At 39.5% G+C, this 15,042-nt stretch carries 16 protein-coding genes; 9 read left to right on the top strand and 7 right to left on the bottom strand.

Annotation, left to right across the window (positions count from 1 at the left end):
* Positions 1-3: 3 nt before the first annotated feature.
* The 5 genes from ABFU83_RS07720 to moaCB are packed head-to-tail and all read left to right on the top strand — an operon-like array spanning position 4 to position 3,279.
* Positions 4-585 carry a molybdenum cofactor guanylyltransferase gene (locus tag ABFU83_RS07720; protein WP_347069950.1) on the top strand — a complete coding sequence of 194 codons (582 nt, stop codon included), beginning with the start codon at positions 4-6 and terminating at the stop codon, positions 583-585.
* Positions 586-588: 3 nt separating this feature from the next.
* Positions 589-816 (top strand): MoaD/ThiS family protein, encoded by a 228-nt coding sequence (locus ABFU83_RS07725; protein WP_347069951.1) that lies wholly within the window; start codon positions 589-591, stop codon positions 814-816.
* Positions 817-827: 11 nt separating this feature from the next.
* Entirely contained in the window at positions 828-1,895 is a 1,068-nt protein-coding gene (locus tag ABFU83_RS07730) for a HesA/MoeB/ThiF family protein (RefSeq protein WP_347069952.1), read from the top strand.
* Positions 1,892-2,350: a molybdenum cofactor biosynthesis protein MoaE gene (locus tag ABFU83_RS07735; RefSeq protein WP_347069953.1), complete on the top strand. Its 459-nt coding sequence runs from the start codon at positions 1,892-1,894 to the stop codon at positions 2,348-2,350. Before ABFU83_RS07730 ends, ABFU83_RS07735 begins: the two co-directional genes overlap by 4 nt.
* A 20-nt stretch (positions 2,351-2,370) precedes the next feature.
* Positions 2,371-3,279, top strand: a complete 909-nt coding sequence (gene moaCB / locus ABFU83_RS07740) for a bifunctional molybdenum cofactor biosynthesis protein MoaC/MoaB (RefSeq protein WP_347069954.1) — start codon at positions 2,371-2,373, stop codon at positions 3,277-3,279.
* On the opposite strand, the gene ABFU83_RS07745 is transcribed toward moaCB, so the two are convergent.
* Positions 3,280-4,815 carry a YifB family Mg chelatase-like AAA ATPase gene (locus ABFU83_RS07745; protein ID WP_347069955.1) on the bottom strand — a complete coding sequence of 512 codons (1,536 nt, stop codon included), beginning with the start codon at positions 4,813-4,815 and terminating at the stop codon, positions 3,280-3,282.
* Between the two features lie 72 nt (positions 4,816-4,887).
* Positions 4,888-5,541 carry a DUF6624 domain-containing protein gene (locus ABFU83_RS07750; protein WP_347069956.1) on the bottom strand — a complete coding sequence of 218 codons (654 nt, stop codon included), beginning with the start codon at positions 5,539-5,541 and terminating at the stop codon, positions 4,888-4,890.
* A 234-nt stretch (positions 5,542-5,775) separates the two neighbouring features.
* On the opposite strand from ABFU83_RS07750, the gene ABFU83_RS07755 reads away from it, so the two are divergent.
* Positions 5,776-6,153: a PH domain-containing protein gene (locus ABFU83_RS07755; protein ID WP_211089559.1), complete on the top strand. Its 378-nt coding sequence runs from the start codon at positions 5,776-5,778 to the stop codon at positions 6,151-6,153.
* 29 nt (positions 6,154-6,182) lie between these two features.
* Here ABFU83_RS07755 and ABFU83_RS07760 read toward each other — a convergent pair whose 3' ends face one another.
* The 5 genes from ABFU83_RS07760 to ABFU83_RS07780 form a co-directional block, all read right to left on the bottom strand.
* Entirely contained in the window at positions 6,183-8,192 is a 2,010-nt protein-coding gene (locus ABFU83_RS07760; protein ID WP_347069957.1) for a cytochrome c biogenesis protein CcdA, read from the bottom strand.
* Positions 8,193-8,212: 20 nt separating this feature from the next.
* A complete protein-coding gene (gene tilS / locus ABFU83_RS07765) occupies positions 8,213-9,526 on the bottom strand; it encodes a tRNA lysidine(34) synthetase TilS (protein ID WP_347069958.1) in 1,314 nt (437 codons plus the stop codon).
* A gap of 55 nt (positions 9,527-9,581) precedes the next feature.
* Positions 9,582-10,880: an anthranilate synthase component I family protein gene (locus ABFU83_RS07770; RefSeq protein ID WP_347069959.1), complete on the bottom strand. Its 1,299-nt coding sequence runs from the start codon at positions 10,878-10,880 to the stop codon at positions 9,582-9,584.
* 119 nt (positions 10,881-10,999) lie between these two features.
* Positions 11,000-11,224: a hypothetical protein gene (locus tag ABFU83_RS07775; RefSeq protein ID WP_347069960.1), complete on the bottom strand. Its 225-nt coding sequence runs from the start codon at positions 11,222-11,224 to the stop codon at positions 11,000-11,002.
* A gap of 87 nt (positions 11,225-11,311) precedes the next feature.
* Complete coding sequence (locus ABFU83_RS07780) at positions 11,312-12,142, bottom strand: universal stress protein (RefSeq protein ID WP_300487162.1); 831 nt, start codon at positions 12,140-12,142, stop codon at positions 11,312-11,314.
* Positions 12,143-12,298: 156 nt separating this feature from the next.
* Here ABFU83_RS07780 and mnmE point away from each other — a divergent pair, with 156 nt between their 5' ends.
* The 3 genes from mnmE to ABFU83_RS07795 all read left to right on the top strand — a co-directional run bounded on the left by mnmE (position 12,299) and on the right by ABFU83_RS07795 (position 14,964).
* A complete protein-coding gene (gene mnmE / locus ABFU83_RS07785; RefSeq protein WP_347069961.1) occupies positions 12,299-13,687 on the top strand; it encodes a tRNA uridine-5-carboxymethylaminomethyl(34) synthesis GTPase MnmE in 1,389 nt (462 codons plus the stop codon).
* Positions 13,688-13,828: 141 nt separating this feature from the next.
* Positions 13,829-14,323, top strand: coding sequence for a helix-turn-helix domain-containing protein (locus ABFU83_RS07790; protein WP_347069962.1), 495 nt, complete (start codon positions 13,829-13,831; stop codon positions 14,321-14,323).
* A gap of 53 nt (positions 14,324-14,376) precedes the next feature.
* On the top strand, positions 14,377-14,964 hold the full coding sequence (locus tag ABFU83_RS07795) for a nucleotidyl transferase AbiEii/AbiGii toxin family protein (protein ID WP_347069963.1): 588 nt from the start codon (positions 14,377-14,379) through the stop codon (positions 14,962-14,964).
* Positions 14,965-15,042 lie beyond the last annotated feature (78 nt).

Consider the following 15,042-nt stretch of genomic DNA (forward strand, 5'->3'; position numbering starts at 1 on the left):
CAAATGATAACCATAAAAACCTATTTGCTTTCCGGAGGAAAAAGTTCCCGGATGGGAGACGATAAAGGACTAAAATCCCTTTCCGGAAAACCAATGATCTCTTATTTAGTGGATACGTTACAACAGTTAGATATCAAACCGGTTATCATTGCGCATCATCCCAATTATAAATCGTTTGGTCTGACCGTTATTCCGGATAAAATCAAAGACAAAGGCCCGTTAGGAGGTATTTATACCGCCCTTTCTCACGCCAGGGAAAACGTCCTTATTATTAGTGCCGATACGCCTTTTGTGGATTCACAGACTATTGAATACCTGATCAGACACCATATAGCGGATCGAATTAACGTATTGGATTACAACGGCAAAACACAACCACTATGCGGTTTATATCCCTTTCGACTCCTACCGGAAGTCGAATGCAATCTGATCGCTAATAAACTAAAAATGATGGATTTTTTAGCCGAAAATGACGCCAATAGTATCGCAATACCTTTCGAAAGCAACGGTTTTCGAAATATCAATACGCCGGAAGATTTGTCGAAAGCCGAACATGAAATCAGTAACAATTTTAAAACAGCATAATCTATGGCTATACGAATATTTGGGAAACTCAACGATATCGTAAACAAACCGTTTGCGGTAGACTATCCGGTTTCTTTAGGAACCTTCAAAACCATTTTACACCAACATTTTCCGGAACTCCGATCCATTAGTTTTCAAATCGCTATTGATCAGCAAATGAATGAAAACGAAACGTTACTACTAACCGAAGACAGTGAAATTGCCTTATTGCCTCCTTTTTCAGGAGGATAAAACGATATACTATGGAACGCTATAACAGACAGCTTATTTTACCGGGTTTTGGGATAACCGCACAACAAAAATTGGCCGATGCTAAAGTACTTGTTATTGGTGCTGGAGGTTTGGGTTGTCCCGTTTTGCAATATCTCTGTGCCGCCGGTGTTGGCGAACTTGGCGTGGTTGATGCAGATACCGTTTCGCTTAGTAATTTACAACGTCAGGTGCTATACGACGAACAGGATATTGGTGATCTGAAAGTTACAATCGTACAAAAAAAACTCGCAATACTAAATAGTGACACCACCATTCGTATCTATCCGTATCGTCTGTGTATCGATACTGTTTTTGAACTGGTTGACTCCTATTCCATTATTGTAGATTGTACCGATAATTTTATAACGCGGTATCTGTTAAACGATGTTTGCCAACTACTGCAAAAACCATTGGTTTATGCTGCCATTTTCCGATTTGAAGGACAATTATCGGTTTTTCATTACGGTGAAAATCCGGTCAACTTAAGGGATCTTTTTCCGGAAATACCAAATCCGTTACATGTTCCATCTTGTAACGAAGCCGGTGTAATTGGTGTATTAGCCGGTATTATGGGAAACTTTCAGGCGAATGAAGTCCTTAAAATTATTACCGGTATCGGTGAAGTCATGTCCGGACAGCTATTAACCTTTAACAGTCTGGATTATCAGTCGGAATTACTCCGGTTCAAATCCAAAACTACCGTATTCAAACCGAAAACAAAGACCGATATTTTAAATCAGTCATATGATTACCACTGTAAAAACATAACCCATATCAATGATTTGGAGACATTGAAAAACGTTTTTTATCGAAAAAAAACGATGCTAATTGATGTCCGAAATACTGATGAATTACCCAAAATCGTCGGCTTTAATGTGATGGCGATTCCCTTGCCGGAACTCGAATACCATCTGGAAAAACTGGCCGATTCCGAAACATTGGTTTTTACCTGTCAGAGCGGTATCCGTAGTCTAAAAGCAATCGCATTGGTGCAAAAACACTATCCCGATAAAAATTACTACAACCTCAAAAACGGCATTGCCTTATTTACAAAATGAAAAACAAACAACTTAAAAACAGCTTTATTGAAGGTCCGATTTCACCGGAAAAAGTGGCAAAAAGTATCGCCGGACACTTGCTTAAAACCCATATTGGCGGGCATTCCATCTTTCTCGGACAGGTACGAAATGATTCGATTAATGGCAAAACTGTAGCGTCTATCGAGTTTTCTGCCTATACCGAAATGGCCGAGCAAAAAATAGCCGAAATACGGGAAGCTATTTTTGCCCGATACGATTTGGTTTGCATGCATGTTTATCACAGTCTTGGTCTGATTAATACCGGGGAATTGTGCTTTTTTGTCTTTACCTCATCCCAACATCGAAAGGCGGCCATACAAGCCTGTAATGAACTCGTCGAACGGATAAAAGCTGAGGTTCCTATTTGGGGAAAAGAAATTTTTGAAGACGAATCCTATCACTGGAAAGTCAATCGGCAGATTGATCAACCATAATTAATGCAGCCAAATACACTATGGTAGATATTACGCCTAAAAATAACACCTTGCGAACCGCCATTGCTCAGGCGGTGGTTAAAGTAAGTAAAACCGAAACAATTGATGCGATCCGGAATAAAACTGTTCCAAAAGGAGATGTTTTTGAAATGGCCAAAGCAGCTGGTCTTTTTGCCGCCAAAAAAACACCCGATATGATTCCCGATTGCCATCCGATCCCAATTGAATATACCGGAATTTCGTATACAATCGAGGATATGGAAATCACAATACAAGTTACTGTTAAAACGATTTATAAAACGGGGGTTGAGGTTGAGGCCATGCATGCCGCATCGGTTGTAGCACTTACTTTTTATGATATGCTAAAGCCTATCGATTCGGAAATCGAAATTCGAAGTATACGGTTATTACAGAAAACAGGCGGTAAATCCAAATACAGAGAATTTTTTGAAAATCCGATTGTCACAGCGGTGGTGGTCTGTTCGGATTCCATTAGTAAAGGCCAAAAAGAAGATACTTCCGGCAAGGCTATTATCGAAAAACTAGCAGCACATCCGGTAACGATCCGGGATTATACCATTATTCCCGACGGTGTCGATTCCATACAAACCAAAATCAATCACTATCTTACCGAAAATATCGAGTTGATTCTACTAACCGGTGGTACGGGATTATCCAAAAGGGATTTCACTCCGGAAGCCATTCGGCCGATGTTGGATCGGGAAATACCGGGTATCGGAGAATACCTGCGGCAATACGGACAAAATCGAATGCCGTATTCCATCTTGTCCCGAAGTCTGGCCGGTCTGATCGGTGATACGCTGATCATTTGCTTACCCGGCTCTACAAAAGGTGCCAAAGAGTCGATGGATGCGCTGTTTCCACACGTATTGCATCTTTTTAAAATGATACATTCCGGGAAACATTAATTATCCAAGCCAACCTTCCCGATCGAGGCTACGGTATTGTATGGCTTCGGCAATATGAACCGGAAGTACCGATTCCGAAGCCTCCAGATCGGCAATGGTACGGGCGACTTTTAAAATCCGATCGTAGGCACGCGCTGATAAATTCAGGCGTTCCATCGCGCTTTTTAGTAATTGCAACGCCTGATCGTCCAAAATACAATACTCCCGAATCTGACGGGTAGTCATTTGGGCATTGTAATGGATGTTTTTCTGATGTTCAAAACGTCGGTTTTGTAATTGTCGGGCTGCTGTTACGCGTTCCCGTATGATCACACTGCTTTCTCCGGGTTGCATATCCGATAATTTTTCAAACGGTACCGGATTCACTTCTACATGAATATCGATCCGATCCAATAACGGACCGGACAGTTTTCCCAAATACCGTTGCATTTCCATCGGTGAAGAGGCAATTGGCGCATCGGGACTGCTAAAATAACCACCCGGACTGGGATTCATACTCGCCACCAACATAAAGGAAGCCGGATAGGTTATGGTAAATTTCGCCCTTGAGATGGTCACTTCACGATCTTCCAACGGTTGTCGCAACACTTCGAGGACTTCTCTTTTAAATTCGGGTAATTCGTCCAGAAATAAAACACCATTATGCGCCAGTGAAATTTCACCCGGTTGCGGATAACTGCCGCCGCCAACCAGCGAAACGGAAGAAGCCGTATGATGCGGTGACCGGAATGGTCGTTGCCGAATCAATCCGCTTTCTTTAATCTTTCCGGCGACACTGTGGATTTTGGTGGTTTCCAACGCTTCCTGCATTGTCATAGGCGGTAAAATCCCCGGGAATCGCTTGGCCAGCATGGTCTTTCCCGAACCTGGCGGACCGATCAATATAATATTATGACCACCGGCAGCGGCAATTTCCAGACATCTTTTAATACTTTCCTGACCTTTGACATCGGCAAAATCAAATTCGGAACAATCCGATAACGGACCGAACTCTTTTTCAAAGTCGACCGTTTCCGGTTCTGGTGCGGCAATGCCTCTAAAAAAATCGATGATTTCGGTTACGTTTGAAATACCGTAAACCGTAATTCCTTCAACTACTGCGGCTTCACGGGCATTTTCTTTTGGAACAATCAATCCTTCAAATCCTTCTTCCAGAGCTTTGATCGCGATGGGTAACGCGCCTTTAATAGGCAAAAGACTCCCATCGAGAGACAATTCGCCCATTATCATAAAACGATCGGTATTTTCGGGATTAATCTGACCGGATGCAGCCAATATTCCAATCGCAATGGGTAAATCGTAAGCCGATCCTTCTTTCCGCAAATCGGCCGGTGCCATATTGATCACAATCTTTTTTCCGGGTAGTTGGTAGCCGTTGTTTTTAAGTGCCGCCGCGATACGGTAACTGCTTTCCTTGATCGCATTATCCGGTAATCCAACCAAATGGTAGCCAATTCCTTTATCGATATTGACTTCAATAGTGATTGTAGTGGCTTCCACTCCAAAAACAGCGCTTCCAAAAACTTTTACTAACATGGCGTAGAGTATAGTTTTAAAGATACGGCTTTTTTAGTAAAATAAAATACTTGTTTTCAACAACTTAGATGATCACTTCTTTTTCATCTGCTGCATTTTTTCAATTTCCGGTAAGTCTTTTTTATACTGTTCCGGATCCCATTTCATATTCCAATAGGCGATATAGTCCGTTAAAGGTGGAAGTCCGACTTTGGCGCGGCGTTTGTCTACATTGTCCGGGTCTTCCAACGGCAAAATATAATTGCGGTTATTTTTCATATCCCACGCAATCTGGGAACCGTAGATTTGCTTTTTTCCTTGGCGTAACGCTACACGGTCTTCCAGTAAGGCCAGACTGCTGCTTTTGGCTTTTTTGTCGATTACAGCTTTTCGCATTAACGGCAGGTATTTTTCCTGGATCGGCAAATCGGCATGCTGGACAACCATAAACAAGGTTTTGCTTTCTTCCTCTCCCACTTCCTGTGGTCCCAACCAACCGTAACGGTCTAAAATGGCACTGACTTTTATAATATTAATCGAATCACTCGTTCCAATCGATTTCCATAAGGCATTCATTTCGGGCGACTGGCTACCGTATTTGCTCTGAATATATTCAATTTGCGCCCGATCTTTCTGATCGTTCTCTCCTATGATTTGGAGTTCCTGAGCAATATCTTTTATCGGTTTTGTTTGAGATAGAACCACCTGTGACAGTACTAATCCGAAAAATAAAATTATTTTCTTCATTGTTACATTTTTGGAAAAAATAAAAACAAAGTATTCATTGATCAATATATAGATTAAAAATACTACTATTTTCCTTATTTCGATTTCTATCTGATACGAATGTCCATAATTTCTTTATTACTGATTTCAGCACTCAAAATATCCTATCATCTAAATCCGTAAAGATTTTTTACAAAAAGCGTAAAACATCAAACCAAATTTTTACTTTTGGCCTGTTTTTATTCAAACATAATTATGGGATTATTTAACGCCATCATGGGCAATGCTTCTGAAGTAAGCACCGAAAAAATAGCCAAAGAATTTGAGCCTATTTTAATTGACGGAGAACATATTGAAATCGCTTTTAAAGTGATTCGCGATATGTTTGTCTTTACCAACAAACGTCTAATCCTGGTTGACAAACAGGGATTAACCGGTTCGAAAGTAGACTATCAATCGATACCGTATACCAGTATCAAGAAATTTTCGAAAGAAAGTGCCGGTCTTATGGATCTGGATGCCGATTTGAAAATCTGGATTACCGGTGAAGCCGCTCCAATTAAAAAGCAGTTCGGTAAAAATGATAACATCAATGCGGTTTATAAAATTTTAAGTCAGCATATTCTAAAATAAAAAAACCTCCGCAATGCGGAGGTTTTTTGTTACTTTTTATATTTTGCAATGGCCGTTTCCAGCCAGATTTTATATTCTTCTACATCCGGCGTATAACCTACCGGTTCTGACAAGCGGTTTTCCTGATTGTCCAATATGATATAATACGGTTGTGCATTCGCTTTATAATGCGTAATCTGGAAATCGCTCCATTTGTTTCCTATCGTTACGATTTCTTTTCCGGTTTCTTTGGAAATATATTGCTCATGCTTCGGTAATTCGCGTTTGTCGTCTACATATAATGAAATCAACACCACATCTTTTTTCAGGATCGAAAGAATTTCCGGTTTCGACCAAACGAAGTCTTCCATTTTACGACAGTTTACACACGCAAATCCGGTAAAGTCCAATAATACCGGTTTGTTAACCGATTTCGCATACGCCATTCCTTTCTGATAATCGGTAAAAACTATAATATCATGAGGTCCAAATTTGGCTCCGTCCGGTAATGCTTCCGTCGTGGCCGCTCCGCCTCCTTTTGTATATCCTACACCATACGGGCTTTCGCTATACGTCATAGGTGGCGGGAATCCGGAAATTAATTTTAACGGCGCGCCCCATAAGCCCGGAATCATATAAATGGTAAACGACAATACTAAAAGTCCTAATCCCAATCGTCCTACGGAAATATGCGATAGCGGACTATCGTGTGGTAAGGTAATTTTCCCAAATAGGTATAAGGCTAAGGTTCCGAAAATCGCAATCCAGATCGCTAAGAAAATCTCTCTTTCCAACAGGTGTGTTTGCAATACCAAATCGGCATTCGATAGGAATTTAAAGGCTAAAGCCAATTCCAGGAATCCTAAAAACACTTTTACGGTGTTTAACCAACCACCGGATTTCGGTAACGAATTTAACCAACCCGGGAACATCGCAAATAACATAAACGGTAATGCCAAAGCTGTTGAAAAACCAAGCATCCCTACGATTGGTGCAATACCACCTTTGGAAGCTGCTTCAACCAATAAGGTACCTACAATCGGACCGGTACAAGAGAACGAAACGATTGCCAGTGCCAAAGCCATAAACAATATTCCGATGATTCCGCCTCTATCGGCCTGACGGTCTACTTTATTCGCCCATGAATTTGGTAACATGATTTCGAATGCCCCCAAAAAAGACGATGCAAATACCACTAATAGTACAAAGAAAATAATGTTAAACCATACGTTTGTAGACAATGCATTTAGCGCATCGGCTCCAAAAACAGCGGTTACAAAGGATCCCAGCAATACATAAATAATAACGATCGAAGCACCATAGAATACCGCATTACGGATTCCCTGCGCTCTGTTTTTACTTTGTTTGGTAAAGAAACTTACCGTCATTGGGATCATCGGGAAAACACATGGTGTTAACAAGGCGGCAAACCCGGAAAGAAACGCAATGATAAAGATCGTAAACAATCCTTTTTGTTCTTCTTTTTTACCCACCGGTTGTGTGGTTGACGTTGTTGTTCCTGCCGTCACAAAATTAGTACTGTCAGCCGCAGGTGCTACCGATGCCGAATCGCCTGTAGTAGCAGGAACTACTTCGGAAGCATCAATTTTTAATGCCGGAAGTGTAAAATCAAATACTTTATCCTGTTGGATACACGCTTCTTTACAAACCTGATACGAAATCGCTACTTTAAGCGTTTTCAGGTTCGGATTGATTACTTTAACGGTTTGCGTAAACCGGGCTTTGTTGGCAAAATAGTATTCGTCGACTTCGAAAACATCGTTGAAAACCTTTTTATATTCACTTTCTTTGGTTTTTCCAACCAGTTCGAAATTTCCTTTCTGGTCTTTATAAGTAAATTCTGTTGGCAAAGCACCGCCATCGGGTGTAAATTGGGAATACATATGCCATTCGTTATCGATTGTGGCTTCGAATACTAAAACGACTTCGTTATCGGATTTTTTTTCTACAGAAGTTTTCCATTTTACAGGATCCAACATTTGGGCCTGCGTGCTTATAAAAGCAAAAAACAGAAATAATAGGGCATTTAACTTTTTCATGTACTGTATTGGTCATCGAATTACAAAAGCTGTAATTCTATTTTTATAATGTTATTGGTTTCTTGTTCAATTTCAAAACGGCGGTCGGAACGTTTTCCCACTACCCATACGATTTCATCTCCGGAACACAACAACCAGCAATTTTCTTTATCGATCAGCGAAAACTTCTCGTCTTTAAAGTATTTACTGATTTTTTTTCGGCCTGTCATTCCGGATGGGTAAAAGTAATCACCTTCTTTCCATTTTCGTAAGATCAGTGGTAATTTTAACTTATCTTTATCAACAAAGATAACCTTACCACCCCGGTCCTCTGTAACATTTGTTACGGAATATACTGTTAACCGCACCTGCTCTAATGTTACTTCCTGATTTTCGGTTATTTGGACCGTTTCTGTCTGGTGTGTATGTTGCTTTTCCAACAGTAAATAGTCACGATCTTTTAAGAGTCGGTAGTTTTCAGAGAACAGCTGTTTCCCCGACTGAGCATTGATCAGATTATAAATATCGTCCCAGGCCGTAAATCCGTAGGGTTTTAACCATTGATACAAATAGGCTTTATAATTGGGGATCAATTTGAGCTTTTCAATCGCGATATGCAACTGCTCTTCTTTTTTGGTTACTATTTTCGAATATAATTCCGTAACGGCATCCTGTACCAACGTTTCCGTTTGTTGCAGATGTCCGAGCGTATTCTGAAAACCGTTTAAAAAATTCGGATTCAATTCTTTTAAAATCGGTACAATCTGATGACGTATGCGATTTCGCAGGTATTTATCGGAAGTATTACTACTATCTTCCCGCCATACTATGGAATTGGCCGTGGCATAGGCTTCAATTTCGTTGCGTCCAAAGGGCAATAAAGGGCGGATTATGGTGCCGTTTTGTGCCGGAATTCCGGTTAATCCTTCCAATCCGGTACCGCGAGTAAGGTTGATCAAAAAGGTTTCCAGTGTATCATCGAGATGATGTGCCGTTAGCAGATAATCAAAACCCTCGTTTTCCAATAATCCGGAAAACCAGTTGTAGCGCAATTCCCGTGCGGCCAGTTGGATGGAGCATTTTTGGGTATCGGCATAGTCCTGAGTTGCAAAACGGGTTGTAAAAAAACGGATGCTGTGTTTGGCACACCATTGTTTTACAAAGTCTTCGTCGCCATCGCTTTCAGCATCACGGAGCCCAAAATTACAATGCGCTACAGCAATGCTATACGGTAAATTTCGAAACAATTCTAACAACACCATACTATCGATCCCGCCACTAATGGCCAGTAACAATTGTTTCCCTTCCAGGAAAGCAAAATTCTTGTTGAGGTGTTGTTGTAACTGTTCTAGCATTTTTATTTTTTAAATTCCGTCCTATTGGAGTTCCTACAAATTTACAAAATGTACATTAACCTGCCGTTATTTCGAGTACTTCGCGCATGGCTTTGGCCTTTAGCAGGCATTCGTCGTATTCTTGTTCCGGTAAAGCCGCAGCCGTAATCGCACTTCCTACGGAAAAAGAGACATATTGCGTTGCCGCATTGTATAAAATACTACGGATAACTACATTAAAATCGAAATCGCCTTCCGGGGTAAAATAGCCCATCGCACCGCTATAAAGGCCTCTTTTGGTTTCTTCCAGTTCTTCAATTCGTTGCATAGCGGCTATTTTGGGCGCACCGGTCATACTTCCCATCGGAAAGGTTGTTTTGAGTATGTCAACCGGTGTAATCCCTTCTTTTACTTCCGATACTACTGTAGATATCATCTGATGTACCTGCTTAAAAGTATAAATGCCACACAATTCCTCAACCTGTACACTTCCCTTTTGGGCAGTGTGCGACAAATCGTTGCGAACGAGGTCAACGATCATAATATTTTCGGAACGCTCTTTCGGGTTTGCAGCTAATGCAACTTTAATACGGTTATCTTCCGCTGTGACTGTATGGCGTTTTGCCGTTCCTTTTATCGGCTGTGATATGATTTTTGTACCTTCTTTTCGTAAATAACGTTCCGGCGAAGCCGACAACAGGTAGTGTTTGTTGTGTTTGAAAAAAGTCGCAAATGGCGGTTCCGAAATTGCGTTAAGTTGCTTGTAAGTCTGATACGGATTAATCGTCGCATTTTCCGCGAAAAATTCCATGCAAAAATTGGCTTCGTAGCAATCGCCACGATGAATATGCTCCAACATTTTGCCAACTTTAAACAGGTATTCCGACTTACTAATACGTTGTTGTATGTGAATGGAATCTGCTATTTCGGTAACCGGTAGCTGTTGCGTCAGTATTTCACTCCAGTCACTTTCCATTTCATCATCACACATCGCCAAATAGTGTAATTCTATTGTATCACCTTTTAACAGAATTACCTTTTTAGGTTGAAAAAAGAACAAATCCGGAAACCCTAAACCGTCATAATTCTCCGATTGTAAGATTTCCGTATCGTTTTTCAGATCATAAGACAAATAGCCAAAAAGCCAGTCTTTAGCCTGCGACTGGTACTGATTCAAATCGTCGAAAGCATTTTTAGTGTCGGTTTGGATTGCGGTAAAAGCATCAACGGCCAGTAAAACGTCATAGCTGCCATAGTGCTGCGGATATTCGTTACTGTCGAGCCAGGCGATTTCCCGGAATTGTTGTGCCCAAAACAAGAGTTTTTCTTTAAAAGCAATCGGATCGGGTATTTTTTTTAGTATCGTTGTTCTCAAAAAGTCGGTTTTAAGTTTTCAAAAATACAAAATACCTGTTTGCTGTAAAAGGGCAATAAAAAAGGACTCTCTGATTTCAGAAAGTCCTTCATACTTATAGGGTTTATACTCGTTATTCTTTAAAAGAACAGATTTGACCAGCCTTCCCAGCCGGATACAATGTCTTTTAAATACTGATGGCAATTGATTTTGGCATCACTGATATTTTCTTCTGCAACGGTAATGATGCCTTTTTCAGTTTGCGCCATATAGTCGGTTACCAACATAAAAAAATCACTTGCCGAATTGGCATCACTCGTATCGATGATTCTGTGAAGTTCCTTTTTAATTTCTAAATTTCCCATATCCATATCCAATTAATCCTAGTCGTTTTACTTCATCATTATACAATTTATCCGGTAATTACATTATTCCGACCATTGTAAGCGCCATTATTCATGCAATACCAGAATCGGAATTTTAGAATGATACGACAATTTCTGAGTCAAACTCTGTTTGAACAATTCTTCAAAGAAGGAACGTTTGTAGGTAACCATTGCCAGAATATCGATGTGCTGGTTATCCAGGAAGTCGTAAATGGTTTGTTTTACATCGTCGTCGGGAACGATAAAAAACTCCACCGGCTGTTTTTCGAATTCTTTTTTCCAGGCAATAATTTCTTCATCATCTCCTTCAAAGTTTTTGGTCTTTACTGCCAGGCATTTAATTTTCGCATTAAACATTTTGGCAAACTGAATCACTTCATACAGTGCTTTTTTGTCCTGATCGCGGAATCGTGTTGTAAAGGCAATATTCCGGATCACATCAAATTTGGCTTCGTTTGGTACACTCAGTATATTTTTATGAACATTGGTAATCGCACTTCCGGTGTTGGAACCAAAAAAGGTTTCCTGCCATCCGGACGCACCGGTAGTTCCCATCACTACCAAATCGATTGTTTCGTCTTTAACGACTTCTTTGATCGAATGAATCAGGTCACCTTGCATCAGGATATGGTTCATTTTGATATATTCCAGATCGTTATCTTCTGCAATTTTTCGCAAATACGGAATCTGATCTTTAAAATTTTCAAATTTGTCGAGTTCTATTGTTTCAAAAACTTCTACTATGGCCGTAGCGTGTCCTTCATAGGAAATCGGTGGCAAATCATAAACATGCAAAACGAGTACTTCCGCCTGTAGTTTGTTAGCAAATTTTAAGGCGTACACAAATGCATTGTTGGCAGTTTCTGAAAAATCGGTAGGGAAAAGTATCTTTTTCATAATTTATGCTGTGATTTATAGTTTCTATAAAGTTAGTAAAAGAATTATAAAAAACATATTACAAAAATCAGTTTCACAATTATTTAACCCTACTAAAACCGCTTTGTTTTAAACCGCATTTCTTTTGTACCTTTGCCATCATTTAGCTTGATTCATATGATTTCACACGATACTATAGTTGCACTGGCGACACCTTCGGGAGCCGGTGCCATTGCTGTAATCCGTATTTCGGGAAAAGAGGCCATTACCCTTGCGGCATCGGTTTTCCAATCGGTTTCCGGAAAAGATCTGACCAAACAGCGTACCCATACCTTACATCTGGGGCATATTGTGGATGGCGATAAGGTATTGGATCAGGTTTTGGTATCGTTGTTTAAAGGAACGAATTCGTATACCGGAGAGAATACTGTTGAAATCTCGTGTCATGGGTCGACTTTTATACAGCAGCAAATCATCCAATTACTACTTCGCAAAGGCGCGCGAATGGCGAATGCCGGGGAATTTACCTTACGTTCGTTTTTAAACGGCAAAATGGATTTATCGCAAGCCGAAGCCGTAGCCGATTTGATCGCCTCGGATAATGAAGCCTCACATCAGATCGCAATGCAACAGATGCGCGGTGGTTTTAGTAATGAAATTGCGAAATTACGCGAGGAACTATTGAATTTCGCCTCATTAATCGAACTGGAGCTGGATTTTGCCGAGGAAGATGTGGAATTTGCCGATCGAACACAATTCTATGAACTGCTAAATCGAATTGAATTTGTTTTAAAACGACTGATCGATTCATTTGCCGTTGGAAACGTGATCAAAAACGGAATTCCGGTAGCCATTGTAGGCGAACCGAATGTGGGTAAATCGACCTTACTCAACGCCTTATTAAACGAAGAACGCGCCATTGTATCGGATATCGCTGGAACCACGCGCGATACGATCGAAGATGAATTAGTGATCAACGGTATTGGATTTCGTTTTATCGACACGGCTGGAATTCGTGATACGTCCGATTATGTAGAAAGCATCGGAATTAAAAAGACCTTTGAAAAAATGGAACAGGCTCAGGTAGTCGTTTATTTAGTTGATGGTTCTTCCATTACCGGTGATCTAAAAGCCGTTCAGGTAGAAATCGAAAAAATCAAAAACCAGTTTCCGTTAAAACCGCTATTGGTGATTGGAAATAAAGCCGACAAAATTAGTGAAGCGGATAAAGCTATTATCGAAACGGAAATTCCGGGTATTCTATTGATCAGTGCCAAAGAAAATCTGGGCGTTGAAACGTTAAAGGAAAAATTATTGTCGTTCGTAAACACCGGAGCGTTGCGTAACAATGAAACGATCGTTACGAATACGCGTCATTATGATTCGTTATTAAAAGCGTTGGAAGAAATCCAAAAAGTACAATGGGGATTGCAATCGAATCTTTCCAGCGACCTTATGGCGATTGATATTCGTCAGGCACTTTTCTATTTTGGTGAAATTACCGGTCAGGTGACGAATGATGAGTTGCTTGGAAATATTTTTGCGAATTTTTGTATTGGGAAGTAGAATAAGGAAAACCTGTTGAAATAAATCTTTCTTTATAATCACGGATTGAAAATCCGCGCCATCGGATTAATTAACAATCTCGAAATAAAACCTCTGGCAACATTTTTACAAAATATAAACAAATTTGTTTACATTTGTATTATGAGTTTTCAATTAGAGAAATATAAAGGCATTCATCCAGGAATCGTTTTAGAGCGTTTATTAGCTAAAAAAAAGATTTCACAGCGTCCTTTTGCGCTTTCTATAGGAGAACATCCACAAACTATTAATGCTATTACAAAAGGAAGAAGAAGTCTTAATACTGCATTAGCTTTAAAAATCGAAGCTGCTCTAAGTTTAGAAGAAGGCTCATTGGCATTTCTTCAAACCTATTACGAAATTGCTCAAGAAAAAAAGAAAGCACTTCACACTCCTAACCTATCTAATTTACGAAAATCACTTTTTTGGGATACAGATATTTCTAAAATTAATTGGGACAAGCAATATCGCACAATTATTCAACGTGTTTATGAAAGAGGTAATGAAGTTGAAAAAAAAGAATTAGAAGCTTTTTATGGACTACCTAAAATTGAAACAGCTCTTTGTAACACAAGCAGAAAACCTTACACTATCTATAAAAACAAAAATAAAGCATAATGCTCTATTATAATACTGTAAATGATTTACTCAAAAATAGTCTCATTATTGTAATGAATGCGCCTATTTTTGAAAATTTTAGATTAGTCGGCGGAACTGCTTTAAGTTTACAAATTGGACATAGAGAATCCATAGACATTGATTTATTTAGTGATGCAGACTACGGTACAATTGATTTTGAAGAAATTGAAACTTTTTTGAGAGCTACTTTTAGTTGCGTTAACGCATTAAATACTCCACCTGCGTTAGGGACATCTTATTTTATTGGCGATGATGAGAACAATACAATAAAATTAGATATTTTCTATACTGATTCTTTTATCCAAGCTTACATGGAGGTAGATGGAATAAGAATGGCTACTATTGAAGAAATTATTGCGATGAAGGTGGATGTTATTCAAAGGGGCGGTAGAAAAAAAGATTTCTGGGATTTACATGATTTACTTGATTCCTATTCTATAAGTCGAATGATAGCACTACACGAACAAAGATATCCTTATGATCATGATCACGAATTAATCATTAAAAACTTTACTATTTTCGATCAAGCTGATGATGATTTTGATCCAATTTGTTTCAAAGGCAAATATTGGGAATTCATAAAAGAAGATTTTGAAGAAATAATAAATAACAATTTTTAGGCTTTTTTATTCCTATTTTGTAACACCTCTCTCCTATCTAACCCATATAAATAAATAAAGAAAGATAAAATAGTATAT

The organism is Flavobacterium sp. WV_118_3 (genome assembly GCF_039778605.1).
Lineage (GTDB): Bacteria > Bacteroidota > Bacteroidia > Flavobacteriales > Flavobacteriaceae > Flavobacterium.